Below are 18,126 nucleotides of genomic sequence, written 5' to 3' on the forward strand. Positions count from 1 at the left end.
GAGGGCCTTTCGAAAAGATGATGTGGAAACGGCGGCGCACGACGACGCGCACGCGGCCGCGAGGGGACGCGCGGGGGTGCCCGGAGAGTTCGGGCGTCAGACGTGACAGACCGCGCTCGCCTGCCGACAGTTGTCGACATAGCGGCGACAGGTCAGCAGGGCGTTCACAGCCGTCGAGGCTACGCTCGTCCGCCGCGCGGACGCCAATCGGCTACCCGCGCGGCGACCGGGGACCGACAATGGAAGCGATGATCCGAGTCATCGCACCGTCACCGGAGGTGGGATCGATGGACGAATCCGAGGGCTTCGCGCGGACCACGACGCAGCTCGCGACGACCGTGATCGCGCTGATCCTGCTGGTGATCGGAGTTCTGGGCTTCGTCCCCGGCGCCACCACCGATGTCGACGACATCGCCTGGGCCGGCCCCGGCACGGGCGCCCGGCTGGTCGGCTGGGTGGACGTGTCCGTCCTGCACAACGTCGCGCACATCGCGACCGCGATCGTGGGGCTGGCGATGTCACGGACGCTGGCGGCCGCGGAGATGTTCCTCCTCGGCAGCGGCGCCCTCGGGGTGCTGCTCGGCGTGTACGGGCTGGTCATCGACACCGACACGGCGTCGAACTTCATGCCGGTCGACTACGCCGCGAGCTGGCTGCACCTCGTCGCCGGCGTGACGCTGGTGTTCCTCGGGGTCGCCCTCCCCCGCCACGACGACGGTCCTACAGGTGCGACGTATCGTTGACCAGCCGCACCGACGAGCCGCCGTCCGGGTAGAACTCCGCGATGCTCAGCGACGCCAGATCCAGATGGAGGCGGTACAGCAGCGACGGCCCCACGTCGAGGGCGAGCTGCAGCAATGTCTTGATGGGCGTGACGTGCGTGACCACCACGATGTTGGAACCCGCGTAGGCGGCGGTGAGGTCGGCGCGGACCGACTCGATGCGGGCGCGGACCTCGTCGAAGCTCTCGCCCGCCGGGGGGCGGACGGCCGTGTCCGACAGCCAGCGCCGGTGCAGGTCGGGGTCGCGCTGCGCGGCCTCGGCGAACGTCAGGCCCTCCCACTTGCCGAAGTCCGTCTCGATGAGCCCGTCGTGGACGTCGACCGGCACCCCGAGCGCGCGGGCTGCCGCCTCGGCGGTCTCCCGGGCACGCCCCAACGGCGAGGAGACCACGGCCGCCACCGCGCCCTTCGCGGCGATCCGGTCCGCCGCGGCGCGGGCCTGCGCGCGGCCGTACTCCGTGAGCGGCGGATTGCCGCGTCCGGAATAGCGACGCTCGACGGACAACTCGGTCTGCCCGTGGCGCAACAGCAGCATCCGGGTGGGCGCACCGATCGCCCCGGTCCAGCCGGGCGCGGCCGCGGCGGGCGTCGCCGACTCGCGGGCCCCGTCGTCCACGCGGCCCGAGGTGATCGCATCCTCGCCGTCCATCGCCTCGTTCGCGAGCCGGTCGGCGTGGCTGTTCTCGCTGCGCGGAATCCACGTGTACGACACCCGCGCAAACGACGCGGCGAGCTCACGCGCCCGCTGCGCCAGCGGAATCATGTCGGCGTGCTTGACCTTCCAGCGGCCCGACATCTGCTCGACGACCAGCTTGGAGTCCATCCGCACGTCCACCTCGTGCGCGCCGAGGTCCCGCGCCGCCGTCAGGCCCGCGATGAGACCCCGGTACTCCGCCACGTTGTTGGTGGCCACCCCGAGGAACTCCCGCCGCTCGGCCAGGACGCGGCCACGGTCGGCGTCGAAGACCACCGCCCCGTACCCGGCCGGGCCCGGATTGCCCCGGGAACCACCGTCGGCCTCGACGACGACCCGGTCGGCAGTCACAGACCGGATTCCTTGGTGCGCACCATGATCGCGCCACACTCGGGGCAACGGACGACGACGTCGGCCGGGGTCGCGGCGATGCGGGCGATCTCGCCGCGGTCGATCTCGATGCGGCACGCGCCGCAACGGCGGGCCTGCAGCAGCGCGGCCCCCACGCCGCGCTGCCCGCGCTGCTTCTCGTAGACCGCCAGCAACTCGTCGGGGAACTGCCCCACCAGCGCCGCGCGGTCGGTCTCGCACCGCTCCTGCGTCTTGTCCAGATCCGCGACGGCGTCGTCCCGGCGCCGCTCCGCGTCGATCAGCTCGTCCTCGACCTGCGTCAGCCGCGCGCCCGCATGATCGTGGTCGGCCTGCGATGCCTCGCGCCGCTCCATGACCTCGAGCAGCTCGTCCTCTAGCACACTCTGGCGCCGCTCCAGGCTGCCGAGCTCGTGCTGCAACTCCGACAGCTGCTTGGGTGCGAGCGTGCCGCCCTCGAGCAGCTTGCGGTCGCGCGTCTCCCGCTGCCGGACGGCGTCCACCTCGCCCTCGAGCTTCTTGATGTCGCGATCGAGGTCGTCGAGCACGATCTCCACGGCCACCGCCGCGTCCTTACGGGAGACACGCTCGGCCTCGAGGCGCTCCACCTCCTGCTGCTCGGGCAGCGCCCCGCGACGGTGCGCGAGCCGGGCCAGCTCGGTGTCCACACCGGCGAGCTGGAGAAGCTTGGACTGCACTGTGGGGTCGACGTTCACGCGTGGAAGCTCCTGCTGTGTTCTTGTTCTTCGAGGTGCTCGGACGGCCCGAGATCAGACGTCAACCGTACCCTGCATCCGCCCGTCACCGACCACATCCGCCACCTGACGGCGGCCCCGTCAGTCACACCCGACGGCTCGCCGTCAGTCACACCGGACGGCTCGCCGTCAGTCACACCGGACGGCTCGCGTCAGTGACACGACAGGGTCCACGGGTCCGTCCGCAACTCCGTCACCCGCACGTCCCAGCCCGCCACACCCGCGAACCGGTCGTCGAGCACGCCTTTGGCCTGCGCGCACCACGGCTGCTCGCTGGCCCAGTGCGCGACGTCGACCAGGGCCGGGCCGCCGGTACGCAGGTGCTCGTCCGCCGGATGGTGCCGCAGATCCGCGGTCACGTAGACGTCCGCGCCCAGTCGGCCGACGGTGTCCAGCAGCGAGTCCCCCGATCCGCCGCACACCGCGACCGTCCGGACGACCCGGTCGGGATCACCGGCCGCCCGCACGCCCCACTCGGTGCGCGGCAACGCCGCGGCCACCCGCGCGGTGAACTCCCGCAACGTCTCCGCGTGCGGCAGCTCGCCGATCCGGCCGAGCCCGCGCCGGCCCGGGAAGTCCGCGGTCTCGAACACGTCGAACGCCGGCTCCTCGTACGGATGCGCGGCCCGCAGCGCCGCCAGCACCCGAGAACGGGCGGACCGCGGCGCGATCACCTCGACCCGGTCCTCGGTCACCGACTCGAGGTCCCCGACGGCACCGAGCGCCGGGTTCGCACCGGCGAGCGGGCGGAACTGACCGGCACCGGTCACCGTCCAGCTGCATTCGCGGTAGTCGCCGAGCTCGCCCGCGCCCGCAGCGAACAGCGCCTCGCGCACGCGGTCGGTGTCGGTGGTCGGCACCATCACCACCCACTTGTCGGTGACGGTGTCGGGTATCGGGACCAGCGGCCGGGTGCCGGCCAGGCCGAGGGCGGCGGCCAGCGCGTCGGAGACGCCCGGATCGGCGCGGTCGGCGTTGGTGTGCGCGCTGTAGAGGGCGCAGCCGCCGCGGATCAGCCGGTGCAGCAGGGCGCCCTTGGAGGTGTGGGCGCCCACGGTGTCGACCCCGCGCAGCAGCAGCGGATGGTGCACCAGCAGCAGCTGGGCACCCGACGCGAGCGCCTCGTCCACCACCGCGGCGGTGGCGTCCACCGCGACCACGACCCTGCGCACCTCGTCGGTGGGGTCGCCGGCGACCAGGCCGACCGAGTCCCACGACTCCGCCAGCGCCGGCGGGTACGCCGCCTCGAGCACGCCGATCACGTCCGCCAGCGTCGGTGTCGTCGGGATTTCGGTCACAGGATCTCCTTCAACGTCGCGATCAAGTGTTCGGTCATCTCGCGGGGCCGCACCGCGATGCGGAGGAAGTCCGGTCCCAGTCCCGGGAAGGTGTCGCAGCGCCGCACCGCGATCCCCCGCGCCCGCAGCCGTTGCCGCACGTCCGCCCCGTCGGGGACCCGCAGCAGCAGGAACGGTGCCGCCGCCGGGGTGTGGACGTCGATCCCCACCTCCCGCAGGAGCGCGGTCGCGACGTCGCGGTCGGCCGCGACGGCCCGCGCCCTCGCCGCGGCCTCCGCGACGGCGGCGGGCCCGCTGCAGGCGGTGATCGCCTCGAGCTGCAGACTGCCCACGGGCCAGTGCGCCCGGCCGTGGGTGAGCCGGGCGAGGACGTCGGGGTGCCCGAGGGCGTACCCGCACCGCAGTCCGGCCAGCGCCCACGTCTTGGTCAGGCTGCGCAGCACCAGCACGTCGGGCAGTGCGTGGCCCGCCACCGACTCGGTCTCCCCCGGCACCGCATCCATGAACGCCTCGTCGACCACCAGGAGCCGGCCGGGCCGGCGCAGCGCGAGGACGTCGGCGGCCGGGTGCAGCACCGAGGTCGGGTTGGTGGGGTTGCCGATCACCACCAGGTCCGCGGACTCCGGCACCGCGGACGGATCCAACCGGTAGGGCGCGTCCAGCGTCACGTGCGTCACCGGGACACCGGCCTCGCGCAGCGCCAGCTCGGGTTCGGTGAACGACGGATGGATCAGCGCGGCCTCGCGCGGCTCCAGCCGCGGGAGCATCGCGAATCCTTCCGCGCCGCCCGCGAGCGGCAACACGTCGCCGGGGTCGCGGCCGTGCCGCACCGCGACCTGCTCCCGGGCGCGCCGGTCCGCGGCGGCGGCGGGATAGCGGCCGAGCCCGCCGAGTGCGTCGGCGAGCCTGCGCCGCAGCCACTCCGGTGGGCCGGCGCCCTGGACGTTGACGGCGAAATCCACCAGTCCGGGCGCCGCCTCGGCGTCGCCGTGATGCCGCAGCCGCGTGAGCGTGTCGAGCACCGTTCCCGAACCGGATTCCATAGCCGTCGAGCCTACGGCGCGAGCCGGTGCTCGCTCGCTGCGGCGTCCGAGGACAATGACCGGGTGACAACCTCCGCCGCACCGCTCGCCCCCGTGTTGCTGTTCGACCTCGACGGCACCCTCACCGACTCCGCACTCGGCATCCACAACGGGTTCCGGCACGCCCTCGCGGCGGTCGGTGCCCCGGCGCCCACCGCGGAGGTGCTCGGGACCGTCATCGGCCCGCCGCTGATGGACTCGATGCGGGCGATGGGCCTCGACGAGGCGGCCACCGCGGCGGCGCTCGCGGCGTACTTCGAGCGCTACGACGCCGTCGGTTGGGCGGAGAACGAGGTGTACGACGGCATCGACGCGATGCTCGCGCTCGCCCACGACACCGGTGCGCGGCTGGCCGTCGCGACGTCCAAGACGGAGACGTTCGCGATCCGGATCCTCGAGCACTTCGGTCTGGCCGACTACTTCGAGGTCATCGGCGGGGCCAGCCCCGACGGGGCGCGCCGCGCCAAGGCGGACGTCATCGAGCACGTCCTGGGCGGGCTGGGCATCCCGGCGGTCGCCGGCGGCACCGCGGACGTCGTGATGATCGGCGATCGCGAGCACGACGTGCACGGTGCGGCCCGGTGGGGCATCCCGACGGTGTTCGTCGAATGGGGTTACGGGACCACGGCCGAGGCACAGGGGGCGCGATGGTCGGCGCCGACGGTGCCGCATCTGGGCCGGATCCTCACCCGGACGGTGTGACATGGGCATGATTCACGTCACGTTCGTGTGCACCGGCAACATCTGCCGCTCGCCGATGGCCGAGCGGATCTTCGCCGAACACGTGCGGCGGGCGGACCTGGACGGGCGCGTGCGGGTGAGCAGCGCCGGCACCCACGGCTACCACGTCGGAGACGGCGCGGACCCGCGCACCGACAAGGTGCTTGAGGCGGCGGGGTACCCGACCGGGCACAGCGCCGCCCAGGTCGGAGCCGAGCATCTGTCCGCCGACCTGGTGGTTCCGCTCGATCGCGGGCACGACCGGATTCTCGCGCGGCTCGGTGTCCCGGCCGAACGGCGCCTCCTGCTGCGCAGTTTCGACCCCGACGCCGACGGCGACTCGGTCCCCGACCCCTACTACGGCGACATGAGCGACTTCGAGCTCGTACGCGACCAGATCGAGGCGGCGATCCCCGGCCTGCTGGCCTGGGTGCGGGAGAACTGACCTGCGACGACCCAGTACCGTGGGGGACGTGGGAAGGCTGAAGTTTCTGTTGCGACCCGGCTGGCTGGCCTTGGCAGCCGTCGTGGCCGGTTTCGCCTTCATGTGTTTCACGGTGCTGGCGCCGTGGCAGCTGGGCAAGAACACTCGGACGTCGGAGCGCAACGGCCTGCTCGAGCAGTCGATCAACGCCGACGCGGTGCCGATCGACTCGCTGATCGCCGGGACCGGTCCGGCACCGTCGGACGAGTGGCGCAAGGTCGCCGCCACCGGCACCTACGAGCCCGGCGGCGACATCCTGGTCCGGCTGCGCTCGGTCGAGGAGAGCCCCGCGTACGAGGTGCTCACTCCGATGCTGCTCACCGACGGGCAGACGATGCTCGTCAACCGCGGCTACGTGCGCCCGCTCCAGGGCACCGAGGCCCCGCCGATTCCGCCGGCCCCCACCGGTCAGGTGACCGTCGAGGGCCGCATCCGAATGTCCGAGGGCACCGTCCCCGGCAAGGAACCGATCGTCGAGACCGGCACCAAACAGGTGTACTACATCGACTCCGGTCAGATCGGCCAGTTCATCGGCGCCGACCTGGTGAACGGTTACCTCCAGCTCGACGACGCCCAGCCGGGCGGACTCGGCACCATCCCGCTGCCGCAACTCGATGCCGGCCCGTACCTCTCGTACGGACTGCAATGGCTCGCGTTCGGGATCATGGCGCCCCTGGGCCTGGCGTACTTCGTGCGCGCCGAACTGCGCGAGCGCCGCAAGGCCCGGCAGTCCGCGGCGGCCACCCCGGCGCCGGCGCCGCCGGCGAAGACCTCGGTGGCGGCCCGCGTGGCACAGTCCCAGCCGGAGCCCCGGCCCCAGCCGGAGCCCCAGTCCCCGGTGCCCGACGCTCCCGCGCCCGCGGCTCCGGCCCCCGCCCCGTCGGCCGCCGCGGCACCGGGCGACGACGAGTTCACGCTCCCCCGCCGACGCAAGCTGCTGAAGAAGTCCGACGAAGCGGCCAAGCCGCTGACCGCGTCCGAGGCCAGGCTCGCCGATCGCTACGGCAAGCACCGCTGATCCCCCGCGCCCGTCACGGCCCGTCGCACTCGAATTCGCGGACGTCCAGCGCCAGGATGCGCGCGCCCAGGCCCTCGTCCGGTCCGTCGCCGCGGAACGCCTCGAGGGCGGAGCGCGTCGTCCACATCTCGACGACGTTGATCCGGCCCGGGTCCACCAGATCGGCGCCCAGCGCGTAGTCGATGCACCCCGGCGCCGACCGGGCGCCGGCCACGACGTCCCGGCACGAGTCCAGGTAGCGCGACCGGTCCTCCGCCGCGACCGTGAGGTGCCCCGCCACGATGATCATGTCTCCTCCTCGCTGCGCCCCTGGACGAGCTGCAATTCTGCAAGGTAGGACCGCCGCGGGGGCGGAAACTCATCGGCTCGGGCTCACGCGCCCCGCAGCCGGCGCGGGCCGAGTGCCAGCGCGGCCGCGGTGAGCGCCGACGCCGTCTGCACCGCCGTCGACAGCCGCGCGGCCCGCTCGAGGTCCGCGACGACCGGCGCCGGTCCGCTCCCCAGAGTGGGCCGCGACTCCACGCCGTGCGCGTATTCGGTGCGCCCGCCCAGCTGCACGCCGAGTGCACCGGCAGCCGATGCCTCGGCGACCCCGGCATTCGGGCTCGGATGGTGCGCGGCATCGGCCCGCCACGCCGCCAGCGCGGCCCGGGGCGCGCCGCCCACGACCGGCGCGACCGCCGCCGTGAGCACCCCGGCGACCCGTGCCGGCGCGAGATTGACGATGTCGTCCCAGCGGGCCGCCGCCCACCCGAAGCGGGCGTACCGCGGCGACCGGTAGCCGATCATGGCGTCGAGGGTGTTGGACGCGCGATACGCCAGCAGCCCCGGCACGCCCGCCACCGCGCCCCAGAACAGCGCGCCCACGGTGGCGTCGGAGGTGTTCTCGGCGACCGACTCCACACTGGCGCGGGCCAGGCCGTCCGCGTCGAGCACGTGCGGGTCGCGTCCGCACAGCGACGGCAGCAACGCCCGCGCCGACGTCATGTCCCCCGCCTCGAGATGCCGCGACATCGTGCGTCCGGTCCGCGCGAGCGACGTGCCACCCAGTACCGTCCACGTCGCCGCCGCGGTCGCGGCCGTCTCGGCGGCCCAGCCGAGCCGCGTGCTCAGGCGCTCGACGCCGACGCCCACCGTGGTGACCGCACCGACGAGCACAGCGGTGTGCGCGACGCCCGACAGTCGGCTGTCGGCGTAGGTCCGCTGCTCCAACAGTGTTGCGGCGCGCCCGAATCCCGCCACCGGATGCCACCGCCGCGGATCACCGAAGGCGCGGTCGGCGGCGTACCCGATCAGCAGGCCCGCCGCCCGGGCGGAGGAACGTGGACGTCGGGCCGGGATGCGGCGGGCAGAGCGGAGCACGACGGTAGTTCTATCACCGCTCGAAACCACGACGCATGTCGTCGACGATGCGGGGACGATCGAGCGTCGAGGGCTCGAGCGCGCGCCGCTGACGGTCGAGCGGGAACACGGCGGCGGTCGCGAGCGTCTGCTCGTCCAGGAACTTTCGCGGCGCGGCGTCCGGCGCCAGTGCCAGCTGCGGCGGCGAGCCCGCCTGCGCCAGCACGTAACCCCAGTCCCCGAAACTCGGCACGTACACGTGGTACGGCGTCGCGCCGAGGCCCGCGGACTCGACGGTCGCGACGGTCCGCCAGAACGCGTCCGGTGTCGAGTACGGGCTGCCGGACTGGACCACCATCAGTCCCCGCGGCGCAAGCGCGGTCGTCGCGAGCCCGTAGAACTCGGTGGAGTACAACCGGCCCAGCGTCGGGGTGTCGGGGTCGGGCAGATCGACGATCACGGCGTCGAACCGGCCGCCGGCCGCCTCCCGCAGCCAGCGGAAGGCGTCGTCGACGACGACGGTCACCCGCTCGTCCGCCAGCGCACCCTCGTTGAGTCCCCGCAGGCGCGTGTTCGCCAGGTCGAGCACCGCCGGATCCAATTCCACCTGCACGATCTCGCGCACACCACCGTGACGCAGGACCTCCCGGGCCGCCAACCCGTCCCCGCCGCCGAGGATCAGCACCCGCTCCGGGTCCCGTGCCAGCACCGGGTACACCAGTGCCTCGGTGTAGCGGTGCTCGTCCCGGCTCGAGAACTGCAGATCGCCGTCGAGGTACAGGCGGACGTCGCCGGCGCGTTCGGTGACGACGATCTCCTGGTACTGCGACCGCTGCGCGTACACGACCGGGTCCGGGTACAGCCGCTGGCGGGACGTGGTCTCGATGTCGGAGGCGCGCACCAGCAGGCCGCCGAGCAGCGCGGCCGCGAGCAGCAGCGCCAGCATCGCGGCCGCCCGGATCACCGGGCGCAGGTGCCCGCGCAGCAGGAACAGCGCGGCGACCGCGGCGGCGACCAGATTGACCATGCCCGTCAGCGCCGTGCCGCGGATCAGTCCCGCCCACGGCAGCAGCAGGAACGGCCACGCCAGTCCGCCGATGAGCGCGCCCGCGTAGTCGGCGGCGTTGAGGTTGGCGAGCACCTTGCCCGTGTCGGCCGCGTCCCCGGCCCGCCCGGTCTGCAGCAGCGTCATCAGCAGCGGAACCTCGGCCCCCACCAGCACCCCGATCGCGGCGGTGGCGAGCACCAGCACCCACGTCGACGAGCCCAGGAACGTGAAGGCGACGTACAGCGCGGCGGCACTGACGCCGCCGACCAGCCCGAGCACCACCTCGACGGCGACGAACGACGGACCGGCGCGGTGCAGCAGCGGTTTGGCCGCGAGGGCGCCGACACCGAGTGCCGCGACGAACCCGGCGACGATGAGCGAGGTCTCGGTGATGCCGCCGCCGGTGAGGCTGGTCGAGAGCGTCAGCAACGCCAGTTCGTAGACCAGCCCGCACGCCGCGCACGCGGCGACCGCGGCGAGCAGCACCACTCGGGAGCGGCGCCCCAGCGCCGGCGCCGCGGCGGGCACCGCCGTCGTCACGAGAGCGCGGCGGCGTTGACCAGGCCCACCGAGAACAGCGTCACCGCGACGGCCCACGCGGCACCGCACATCCGCGGCTCGCCGACCAGCGTGACCAGGCGACCCGGCAGCAGCACGTTCATGATCGCCAGTGCGGCGGCCTGCAGCACCACGCCGACCACGCCGTAGACGAGCGAGTCGAGGATCCCCTGGGCGAAGCCGTCGGAACTGGTGAGGATCGCGGTGATCACGATGACCGCCAGCGCCAGGTGGTTCGCACCGAGCAGCAGCGCGGCGTTGGGGTTCTTCTCGACGTACACCTGGTGGCGCAGGTTCCCCGGGGTGAGGGCGTCGAGCATCGCGAAGCCCGCGGCCAGCACGCCCACGCCCACCGCGAAGTAGGCGAGCGTGGCGAGCACGCCCCCGACCATGGGCAGGAACTCCACGGAGCCGATCTCGGTGGCGGCGGCCAGGTTCGTGACGGTCATGTGCGCGCTCCCGGATTGCTGTGTGATGGTTGTCATTTCGCGGATCCCGATCCGCCGGAGGTGTTGCCCGCGGCGGGTGAGCCGGGACTGAAGCCGGGACCGAGGTAGGCGAAATGGCCGCCGTTGTAGCGGCCGAGATCCTCGACGGTCACCGTGCTGCCGCCGCCCGCCGCGGGCCCGACGGTGACGATGTCGTCGTCGTACCGCAGGTACTCGTTGTTGCCGTCCGCCTTCCGGGCGGCCGGCTGGTCGTCGGCGACGATGCGGCTGACGGTGGTGCCCACGGGGTCCCGCGAGTAGTAGGTGGTGACCGAGCCGGTCGTGTCCCGACGCTCGAACTTGTCGCCGATGTGGTCGCGCACGTTTGCGCCGCAGCCGGCGAGCAGGATCGTCGCCGTGGCCAGCGCCGCGACGATGCCCGCGCGCCTCACGGGCGCCACCTGCTCTCGGTCGCGACGACGGTGCCGTGCCCGTCACCGGGGTACAGATGCCATGTCCGCCAGCGCCATTGCCCCGCCTCCGCGACGGCGGTCAGCGCCGTCAGCGCGTCCCGGTCACCGGGGAACGCACCGCACACCCAGCGGTCGTCGGTGGAGCGGGCTCGCAGGTCCGCGGCGCGGCGCCGCAGTTCGGCGCCGGAGACCCGTTCGGTCCGGGCCGCGAACCGGTACCCGGGCCGCTCCGCCGTGTCCGGCAACCGGTGGCCGCCGGCCAGGACCGCGGTGCACGAGACCTGCTCGGTGAGCACCACGCGATCGGTCTCGCCGACCACCACGTGCGACGCGCCCAGCACACCGAGAGTCACCGTGCCGGCCGCCGCGTCGTGCAGGCGCAGCGACGCCAGCATCTCGGGCACCGGGGCGTCGAGCACGAGACCGAGTGCGTCGGCGGCCACGTCGGTGGGCTCGACGTCGAGCAGGTGGACGCTCACAGGACGGGACCGGCGTGGATCACCGTCAGCTCACCACGCGTGACGGCCCGTCCCGTCGAGACCTCCCACGACGCCGTCCGCGCCCACCGCTCGAAGGCGAGCAGGCCGGTCTTGTCGGAGGTGGCGTAGTCCGCGTAGTCCATCGATCCGGACGGCGCGGTGCCGGTGGTGCCCTCGGCGGTGTACCGCGCGGAGCCGGACTCGATCTTCCGGTACACCCGGTCGTCGAGGACGACGTCGCCGCCCGGTTCGAGGCCGGTACCCTCGCGCCGCATCCACAGGGTCATCTCGAGTTCGCCCTCGTCGTCCTCGACGGTGAGCCAGCGCCGACCGGTCGACCCGTCGAGCAGGTGCTCCCGCCACTGGTAGCCCTCCTGGTCGAGGACGATCGTGCCGCGCACCACGTGATCGATACCCGCGTACGTGATGATGTCGCCGACACCGATCTTGTGCGGGTCGTAGACCTCCGGGTAGTCGGCGAGGGGATCGACGCGCGGCGCCGGCGCCGGTGTCCGTGTGCGCCGGGCGAATACGACGATCCCGGCGACCAGCACCAGAATCAACACGACGATCAAGACAATCAGGACACCCATGCGGACAGCCTTCCCCCCCGTTCGATTCGTTCCGGTGCCCGCCCGACCCTACCGGCGCGCGGCGCTGCGCGGTACACCCACCCGCGGCTTCGGACAGCCTTGCATTGCTGGTGCGTAGTGCCCTCGCCGCCATAACCTTCCGGTGTGACTTCCGATCACGGGTCGCCCGGCTCGGCGAGCGAGCACGGCGCGGAGCCGCACGGCGGCGCACTGTCCTCGAAGCTGAACTGGCTGCGCGCCGGTGTCCTCGGCGCCAACGACGGCATCGTGTCGGTGGCCGGTCTGGTGGTCGGTGTCGCCGCGGCCACCACCGATCGCGGACCGATCCTCACCGCCGGTCTGGCCGGGCTTGCTGCCGGCGCGGTCTCGATGGCCCTCGGCGAATACGTCTCGGTGAGCACTCAACGCGACACCGAGCGGGCGCTGCTGGCGAAGGAACGCGTCGAGCTGGCCACCATCCCGGACGCCGAACTCGACGAACTCGCAGCGCTCTACGAGGCCAAGGGTCTGTCCCCCGCGACCGCCCGCACCGTCGCCGAGGAGCTCACCGCTCACGACGCGTTCGCGGCGCACGCCGAGGTGGAGCTGGGCATCGACCCGGACGAGCTGACCGATCCGTGGCAGGCGGCCGGCGCGTCGGCCGTCTCCTTCACGGTCGGGGCGATCCTGCCGATGCTCGCGATCCTGCTGCCCCCGGCCACCGCGCGCATCCCGGTCACGTTCGTGGCGGTACTCGTCGCGCTGGCGATCACCGGCAGTCTGAGTGCGCGGCTCGGTGGGGCCGACCGGCCGCGAGCGATCGTGCGCGTCGTGATCGGCGGCGCGCTCGCGATGGCCGTGACGTACGGGATCGGCCAGTTACTCGGCGTCGCCGGCGTCTGACGCCGATACCGCCGCGCCGGGCGGCGGGGCATCGTGCAGCAGCCACGTCTCGAACGCCGGGTTGCACAGGCAGGCCGGGGAGCGCCGCGCCCGCAGCAGCGCCACGGCCCCCGCCGGGTCGGCCTCGCCGGCCAGCACCATGGCGCGCGCGGCCACCAGGCTGGACCGGTTGAGCCCCACCTGACAGTGGACCAGCACGGGACCGGTCTCGCGGCACACGTTCACCCACGCCGCGAGCACGTCGACCTGCTCGAAGCCCTGCTCGGCGCTGTCGTACATGCGGACGTACATCTCCGAGTCGATGCTGTGCCGGATGTCGTACTGCTCCCACGGATAGAGCGAGACCAGGTGGCTGACGAACTTCGGCAGCACGAGTCCGTCACGGCAGCCGCCCTGCCACAGGTTGGTCGCGATCTCACTGACGACCGGCACGTCGAACGGGAGATGGCCGTGCGCGGTGATCCCGATCAGGTGCTGACGCATCGGGTCGACCTTGATGTCGATCGCAGTGGGATCCGCGAGGTCGTCGTTCACGGGTGTGTCCGTTCGGGAGCGGGCCGGGATTCCAGTATCACCGGTTTTCCCACAACGACGGGAGTGAATTCGCGGGGCTCGCAATTCCTGACCGACCCGTCGGCGTCGCGCCCGCTGCGCGACGGCTACCTAAAGAAACGAAAAGTCCCTCACGCGAGGTACTGCGGAGGGACATCGAGTGGGCGCGGAGGGTTTCGAACCCCCGACCGCTGGTGTGTAAAACCAGAGCTCTACCACTGAGCTACACGCCCGAAATCCGGCGGCCGCGGCCGCCGGAATCGCTTCAGGACTTTAGCGCGGCGAGCGCCTTCTCCCAAGCTCCCTGGTCACGGGGTTCGCCGGGGCCGTTCATTTCCGCGAAGCGGATGATGCCGTCCTTGTCGATCGCGAACGTGCCGCGATTGGCGAATCCGAACTTGTCGTTGAACACGCCGTAGGCCTGCGCTACCTCGCCGTGCGGCCAGAAGTCCGACAGCAGCGGGAACGTGTAGCCCTGCTCCGCCGCCCAGATCTTGTGCGTCGGCGAGGGACCCACCGAGACCGCCAGGATCTCGGCGTCGTCGTTCTGGAACTTCGGCAGCTCGTCGCGCACCCGGCACAGCTCGCCCTGGCAGACACCGGTGAACGCGAGCGGGTAGAAGACGAGGAGCACGTTCTTCTTGCCCCGGAAGTCCGCGAGCGAGACTTCCTGGTTGTTCTGGTCCTTGAGCGTGAAATCGGGCGCCGCTGCGCCCACCTCGAGAGGCATACCTGGTCCTAACGTCGAATACGTCGCGCATCCGCCACGGCCAACGTACGCCGGGCGGATGCGCGGAAGAAGAAGCTGCGACTCAGCGCTTGGGCGCGCGTGCCTTCGGCTGCACCAGCCGGCTGCCGCTCCAGTTGCCGAGATTCGCGGCCGACGTCTGGGTCAGGCCCGCGGTCGGTGCGGACTCCGCGATCTCGCTGGGTTCGACGTGCCCGGGCTGGCCGGTCTTGGGGGTGAGAACCCACACGAAGCCGTCGTCGGAGAGCGGCCCGATGGCGTCCATGAGCGCATCGACCAGGTCACCGTCTCCGTCCCGCCACCACAGCAGCACGACGTCCACGACCTCGTCGGAGTCCTCGTCGACCATTTCCTCACCGACGGCGTCCTCCACCGCTACGCGCAGCTCGTCGTCGGTGTCCTCGTCCCAGCCCAGCTCCTGAACCACCATGTCGTGGGTTATGCCAAGTTTCTGAGCGTAGTTCTGAGCGTCCGCCGCGGCGACCACGGTGGTGTCCTCCTCTGTTCGGCGGGGTGAATTTTCCACCCCGGATGGGATCGAGCGTGTGTCGATCGATAGCTGAAAGCGAACATGGTCGAAGCGCTTGACGCAAGCCGACGTCCCCGAACATATCGAGAAAGTGTGCGACGCGCCGAGCGAAGCGCTGTTATCAGGGCAAATATCGGGCCCCGCCGGAGGCCGCGACGCGCCGGGTTCGGAAGGACAGGACGCGCCGAGTTCCGAAGGACAGGAGTGAGGGGTGCTCCCCGCGTCCCGATGGTGAAAGATGAGGGCTGCGCCATTTTCATATGGAAACTCGGTCAGCCCTAACAAGGACCGACCGGATGGAGCGGACGCGACACCGCGCGTCCCACCACAATGAGGAGCACACCTTGTCAGACCTGATCCAGGGGCCCGCGTCTTCGCCGAACGCCGACACACCAGGCGTCACCGGTGGGGCCTCGTCACCCGCTGCGAGCACGCAGCCCGGCACCGACGGCCGGGTCCGCGTCATCCGCGAGGGGGTGGCCTCCTACCTGCCGGACATCGATCCCGACGAGACCACCGAGTGGCTCGAGTCGTTCGACGGCCTGCTCGACCGCGCCGGACACGCCCGCGCTCGCTACCTGATGCTGCGCCTGCTCGAGCGCGCCGGCGAGAAGCACGTCGCGATTCCCGCACTCACCTCGACGGACTACGTCAACACCATCCCCACCGAGAACGAGCCCTGGTTCCCCGGTGACGAGGAAGTCGAGCGCCGCTACCGGGCCTGGATCCGCTGGAACGCCGCCGTCATGGTGCACCGCGCGCAGCGACCGGGTGTCGGCGTGGGCGGGCACATCTCCACGTACGCGTCGTCGGCCGCCCTGTACGAGGTCGGGTTCAACCACTTCTTCCGCGGCAAGGACCATCCGGGCGGCGGTGACCACATCTTCGTGCAGGGCCACGCCTCGCCGGGCATCTACGCCCGCGCCTTCCTCGAGGGCCGCATCGGCACCGAGCAGCTCGACGGCTTCCGGCAGGAGGCCAGCCACGCCAAGAGCGGCGGCGGGCTGCCGTCGTACCCGCACCCGCGCCTGCTCCCGGACTTCTGGGAATTCCCCACCGTGTCGATGGGCCTCGGCCCGATGAACGCCATCTACCAGGCCCGGTTCAACCACTATCTGCACGATCGCGGCATCAAGGACACCTCCGACCAGCACGTGTGGGCGTTCCTCGGCGACGGCGAGATGGACGAGCCGGAGTCGCGTGGTCTGGCGCACGTCGCCGCCACCGAGGGCCTCGACAACCTGACCTTCGTCATCAACTGCAACCTGCAGCGCCTCGACGGCCCGGTGCGCGGCAACGGCAAGATCATCCAGGAGTTGGAGTCGTTCTTCCGGGGCGCCGGCTGGAACGTCATCAAGGTCGTGTGGGGCCGCGAGTGGGACGCGCTGCTGCACGCCGACAAGGACGGCGCGCTCGTCAACCTCATGAACGAGACGCCCGACGGCGACTTCCAGACGTACAAGGCGAACGACGGCGCGTTCGTCCGCGAGCACTTCTTCGGGCGCGACCCGCGCACCAAGGCGCTCGTCGGGGACATGAGCGACCAGGACATCTGGAACCTCAAGCGTGGCGGCCACGACTACCGCAAGATCTACGCCGCGTACGCCGCCGCGATGGCGCACAAGGGCCAGCCGACGGTGATCCTGGCGCACACCATCAAGGGCTACACCCTGGGCAAGCACTTCGAGGGCCGCAACGCCACGCACCAGATGAAGAAGCTCACGCTCGACGACCTCAAGCGCTTCCGCGACATCCAGCGGATCCCGATCTCCGACGAGGAACTCGAGAAGGATCCGTACCTGCCCCCGTACTACCACCCGGGTGCCGAGTCGCCGGAGATCCAGTACATGCTGCAGCGCCGCAAGGCGCTCGGTGGCTTCCTGCCGTCGCGGCGGACGGACGCCGCCCCGCTCCCCCAGCCGGACGACAAGACGTACGCGCCGGTGCTCAAGGGGTCGGGCAAGCAGGAGGTCGCGACCACCATGGCGACCGTCCGCATCCTCAAGGAACTGTTGCGCGACAAGGAGATCGGCAAGCGAATCGTGCCGATCATTCCCGACGAGGCGCGCACGTTCGGCATGGACTCGTGGTTCCCGTCGCTGAAGATCTACAACCGCAACGGTCAGCTGTACACCTCGGTGGACGCCGAACTGATGCTCGCCTACAAGGAGAGCGAGGCCGGCCAGATCCTGCACGAGGGCATCAACGAGGCCGGCTCCACGGCGTCGTTCACCGCGGTGGGCACGTCCTACGCCACGCACGGCGAGCCGATGATCCCGGTCTACATCTTCTACTCGATGTTCGGGTTCCAGCGGACCGGCGACGGCCTGTGGGCGGCGGCCGACCAGATGGCGCGCGGCTTCGTCCTCGGCGCCACCGCCGGCCGCACCACGCTCACCGGTGAGGGCCTCCAGCACGCCGACGGTCACTCGCTGCTGCTGGCGTCGACCAACCCGGCGGTCGTGGCCTACGACCCGGCGTTCTCCTACGAGATCGCGCACATCGTCAAGGACGGTCTGCGGCGCATGTACGGCGGCACGGCCGGGGACAGCGGGTTCGGCGGGGAGAACATCTTCTACTACCTCACCGTCTACAACGAGCCCTACGTGCAGCCGGCCGAGCCCGAGAATCTCGACGTCGAGGGCCTGCTCAAGGGCATCTACCTGTACAAGCAGGCCACGACCGACGGCCCGCGGGCGCAGATCCTGGTCTCGGGTGTCACGATGCCGGAGGGGCTGCGGGCCCAGCAGCTGCTCGCCGACGACTGGGGTGTCGCAGCGGACGTGTGGTCGGTGACGTCGTGGAACGAGCTGCGCCGTGAGGGCGTCGAGTGCGAGCGGCTGGCACTGCACGCCCCGGAGACCGACGCGCCGCAGCCGTACGTCGCGCAGGTGCTCTCGGAGGCCGAGGGACCGTTCGTCGCGGCCTCGGACTGGATGCGGGCGGTGCCCGACCAGATCCGGCAGTGGGTTCCCGGCTCGTACACGACGCTGGGCACCGACGGGTTCGGCTTCTCCGACACCCGCCCGGCCGCCCGCCGGTTCTTCAACGTCGACGCCGAGTCGATCACGGTCGCGGTGCTCGCCGCGCTCGGCCGGTCCGGTGAGCTGGACCGGTCCAAGGCCGCCGAGGCGGCCGCGCGTTACCGGATCGACGACGTGCTGGCCGCGCCGGAGCAGACGTCGGATCCCGGCGTCGCGTGATCGAGCGCTGAACTGAGCCGATCGGCCCGGTGGTCGATCGCTGATACGCCCGCCGCCGCGGCGAGTGTCCTCGGGACCTCGCCGCGGCGG

The 18,126-nt window shown here is 71.7% G+C and carries 20 protein-coding genes and 1 tRNA gene; 6 read left to right on the forward strand and 15 right to left on the reverse strand.

From position 1 onward, the window contains the following. Positions 1 to 248: 248 nt before the first annotated feature. Complete coding sequence (locus E7742_RS10225) at positions 249 to 743, forward strand: DUF4383 domain-containing protein (RefSeq protein ID WP_254699229.1); 495 nt, start codon at positions 249 to 251, stop codon at positions 741 to 743. On the opposite strand, the gene E7742_RS10230 is transcribed toward E7742_RS10225, so the two are convergent. The 4 genes from E7742_RS10230 to cobC form a co-directional block, all read right to left on the reverse strand. After that, on the reverse strand, positions 721 to 1,827 hold the full coding sequence (locus E7742_RS10230) for a bifunctional RNase H/acid phosphatase (protein ID WP_137798856.1): 1,107 nt from the start codon (positions 1,825 to 1,827) through the stop codon (positions 721 to 723). The two genes, E7742_RS10225 and E7742_RS10230, sit on opposite strands and share 23 nt — an antisense overlap. Continuing rightward, complete coding sequence (locus E7742_RS10235) at positions 1,824 to 2,561, reverse strand: zinc ribbon domain-containing protein (RefSeq protein ID WP_137798857.1); 738 nt, start codon at positions 2,559 to 2,561, stop codon at positions 1,824 to 1,826. Before E7742_RS10235 ends, E7742_RS10230 begins: the two co-directional genes overlap by 4 nt. Before the next feature lie 191 nt (positions 2,562 to 2,752). Next, entirely contained in the window at positions 2,753 to 3,889 is a 1,137-nt protein-coding gene (locus tag E7742_RS10240; RefSeq protein ID WP_441346916.1) for a Nif3-like dinuclear metal center hexameric protein, read from the reverse strand. 5 nt (positions 3,890 to 3,894) lie between these two features. Next, the gene (cobC, locus tag E7742_RS10245) at positions 3,895 to 4,941 is read right to left on the reverse strand and encodes an Rv2231c family pyridoxal phosphate-dependent protein CobC (protein ID WP_137798859.1); all 1,047 of its coding nucleotides are present in this window, start codon (positions 4,939 to 4,941) and stop codon (positions 3,895 to 3,897) included. Between the two features lie 63 nt (positions 4,942 to 5,004). Between cobC and E7742_RS10250 the strand changes: the two genes are divergently transcribed. Genes E7742_RS10250 through E7742_RS10260 form a run of 3 tightly spaced genes read left to right on the forward strand, consistent with a single transcriptional unit; the run spans position 5,005 to position 7,202 of the window. Next, a complete protein-coding gene (locus E7742_RS10250) occupies positions 5,005 to 5,682 on the forward strand; it encodes an HAD-IA family hydrolase (protein WP_137798860.1) in 678 nt (225 codons plus the stop codon). 7 nt (positions 5,683 to 5,689) lie between these two features. Beyond that, a complete protein-coding gene (locus E7742_RS10255; protein ID WP_137801140.1) occupies positions 5,690 to 6,145 on the forward strand; it encodes a low molecular weight protein-tyrosine-phosphatase in 456 nt (151 codons plus the stop codon). 28 nt (positions 6,146 to 6,173) lie between these two features. Further along, complete coding sequence (locus tag E7742_RS10260; RefSeq protein ID WP_137798861.1) at positions 6,174 to 7,202, forward strand: SURF1 family cytochrome oxidase biogenesis protein; 1,029 nt, start codon at positions 6,174 to 6,176, stop codon at positions 7,200 to 7,202. A 13-nt stretch (positions 7,203 to 7,215) separates the two neighbouring features. Here E7742_RS10260 and E7742_RS10265 read toward each other — a convergent pair whose 3' ends face one another. The 7 genes from E7742_RS10265 to E7742_RS10295 form a co-directional block, all read right to left on the reverse strand. Next, positions 7,216 to 7,491: a putative quinol monooxygenase gene (locus E7742_RS10265; protein WP_137798862.1), complete on the reverse strand. Its 276-nt coding sequence runs from the start codon at positions 7,489 to 7,491 to the stop codon at positions 7,216 to 7,218. Positions 7,492 to 7,574: 83 nt separating this feature from the next. Further along, a complete protein-coding gene (locus tag E7742_RS10270) occupies positions 7,575 to 8,564 on the reverse strand; it encodes a cobalamin biosynthesis protein (RefSeq protein ID WP_254699230.1) in 990 nt (329 codons plus the stop codon). A 13-nt stretch (positions 8,565 to 8,577) separates the two neighbouring features. Further along, complete coding sequence (locus tag E7742_RS10275; protein WP_137798863.1) at positions 8,578 to 10,131, reverse strand: polyamine aminopropyltransferase; 1,554 nt, start codon at positions 10,129 to 10,131, stop codon at positions 8,578 to 8,580. Next, positions 10,128 to 10,598 (reverse strand): DUF350 domain-containing protein, encoded by a 471-nt coding sequence (locus E7742_RS10280; RefSeq protein WP_137798864.1) that lies wholly within the window; start codon positions 10,596 to 10,598, stop codon positions 10,128 to 10,130. Before E7742_RS10280 ends, E7742_RS10275 begins: the two co-directional genes overlap by 4 nt. Positions 10,599 to 10,630: 32 nt before the next feature. Next, positions 10,631 to 11,038 (reverse strand): DUF4247 domain-containing protein, encoded by a 408-nt coding sequence (locus E7742_RS10285; RefSeq protein WP_441346894.1) that lies wholly within the window; start codon positions 11,036 to 11,038, stop codon positions 10,631 to 10,633. Further along, on the reverse strand, positions 11,026 to 11,529 hold the full coding sequence (locus E7742_RS10290) for a DUF2617 family protein (RefSeq protein ID WP_137798866.1): 504 nt from the start codon (positions 11,527 to 11,529) through the stop codon (positions 11,026 to 11,028). The genes E7742_RS10285 and E7742_RS10290 overlap by 13 nt, the downstream gene beginning before the upstream one ends. Next, the gene (locus tag E7742_RS10295; protein ID WP_137798867.1) at positions 11,526 to 12,122 is read right to left on the reverse strand and encodes a DUF4178 domain-containing protein; all 597 of its coding nucleotides are present in this window, start codon (positions 12,120 to 12,122) and stop codon (positions 11,526 to 11,528) included. Before E7742_RS10295 ends, E7742_RS10290 begins: the two co-directional genes overlap by 4 nt. Positions 12,123 to 12,266: 144 nt before the next feature. On the opposite strand from E7742_RS10295, the gene E7742_RS10300 reads away from it, so the two are divergent. After that, positions 12,267 to 13,004: a VIT1/CCC1 transporter family protein gene (locus tag E7742_RS10300; protein ID WP_137798868.1), complete on the forward strand. Its 738-nt coding sequence runs from the start codon at positions 12,267 to 12,269 to the stop codon at positions 13,002 to 13,004. On the opposite strand, the gene E7742_RS10305 is transcribed toward E7742_RS10300, so the two are convergent. From E7742_RS10305 to E7742_RS10320, 4 genes are all read right to left on the reverse strand, one after another. Then, the gene (locus tag E7742_RS10305; protein WP_254699231.1) at positions 12,981 to 13,538 is read right to left on the reverse strand and encodes a protein-tyrosine phosphatase family protein; all 558 of its coding nucleotides are present in this window, start codon (positions 13,536 to 13,538) and stop codon (positions 12,981 to 12,983) included. The genes E7742_RS10300 and E7742_RS10305 overlap by 24 nt on opposite strands. A 179-nt stretch (positions 13,539 to 13,717) precedes the next feature. Continuing rightward, positions 13,718 to 13,789, reverse strand: a tRNA-Val gene (locus E7742_RS10310). Positions 13,790 to 13,821: 32 nt separating this feature from the next. Continuing rightward, positions 13,822 to 14,286 (reverse strand): peroxiredoxin, encoded by a 465-nt coding sequence (locus E7742_RS10315; RefSeq protein ID WP_137798869.1) that lies wholly within the window; start codon positions 14,284 to 14,286, stop codon positions 13,822 to 13,824. A gap of 82 nt (positions 14,287 to 14,368) precedes the next feature. Next, complete coding sequence (locus E7742_RS10320) at positions 14,369 to 14,791, reverse strand: DUF3052 domain-containing protein (RefSeq protein WP_137798870.1); 423 nt, start codon at positions 14,789 to 14,791, stop codon at positions 14,369 to 14,371. A 386-nt stretch (positions 14,792 to 15,177) separates the two neighbouring features. On the opposite strand from E7742_RS10320, the gene aceE reads away from it, so the two are divergent. Next, the gene (aceE, locus tag E7742_RS10325) at positions 15,178 to 18,036 is read left to right on the forward strand and encodes a pyruvate dehydrogenase (acetyl-transferring), homodimeric type (protein ID WP_137798871.1); all 2,859 of its coding nucleotides are present in this window, start codon (positions 15,178 to 15,180) and stop codon (positions 18,034 to 18,036) included. The last annotated feature ends 90 nt before the right edge of the window (positions 18,037 to 18,126 follow it).

This window comes from Rhodococcus sp. SGAir0479 (genome assembly GCF_005484805.1).
Taxonomy (GTDB): domain Bacteria; phylum Actinomycetota; class Actinomycetes; order Mycobacteriales; family Mycobacteriaceae; genus Prescottella.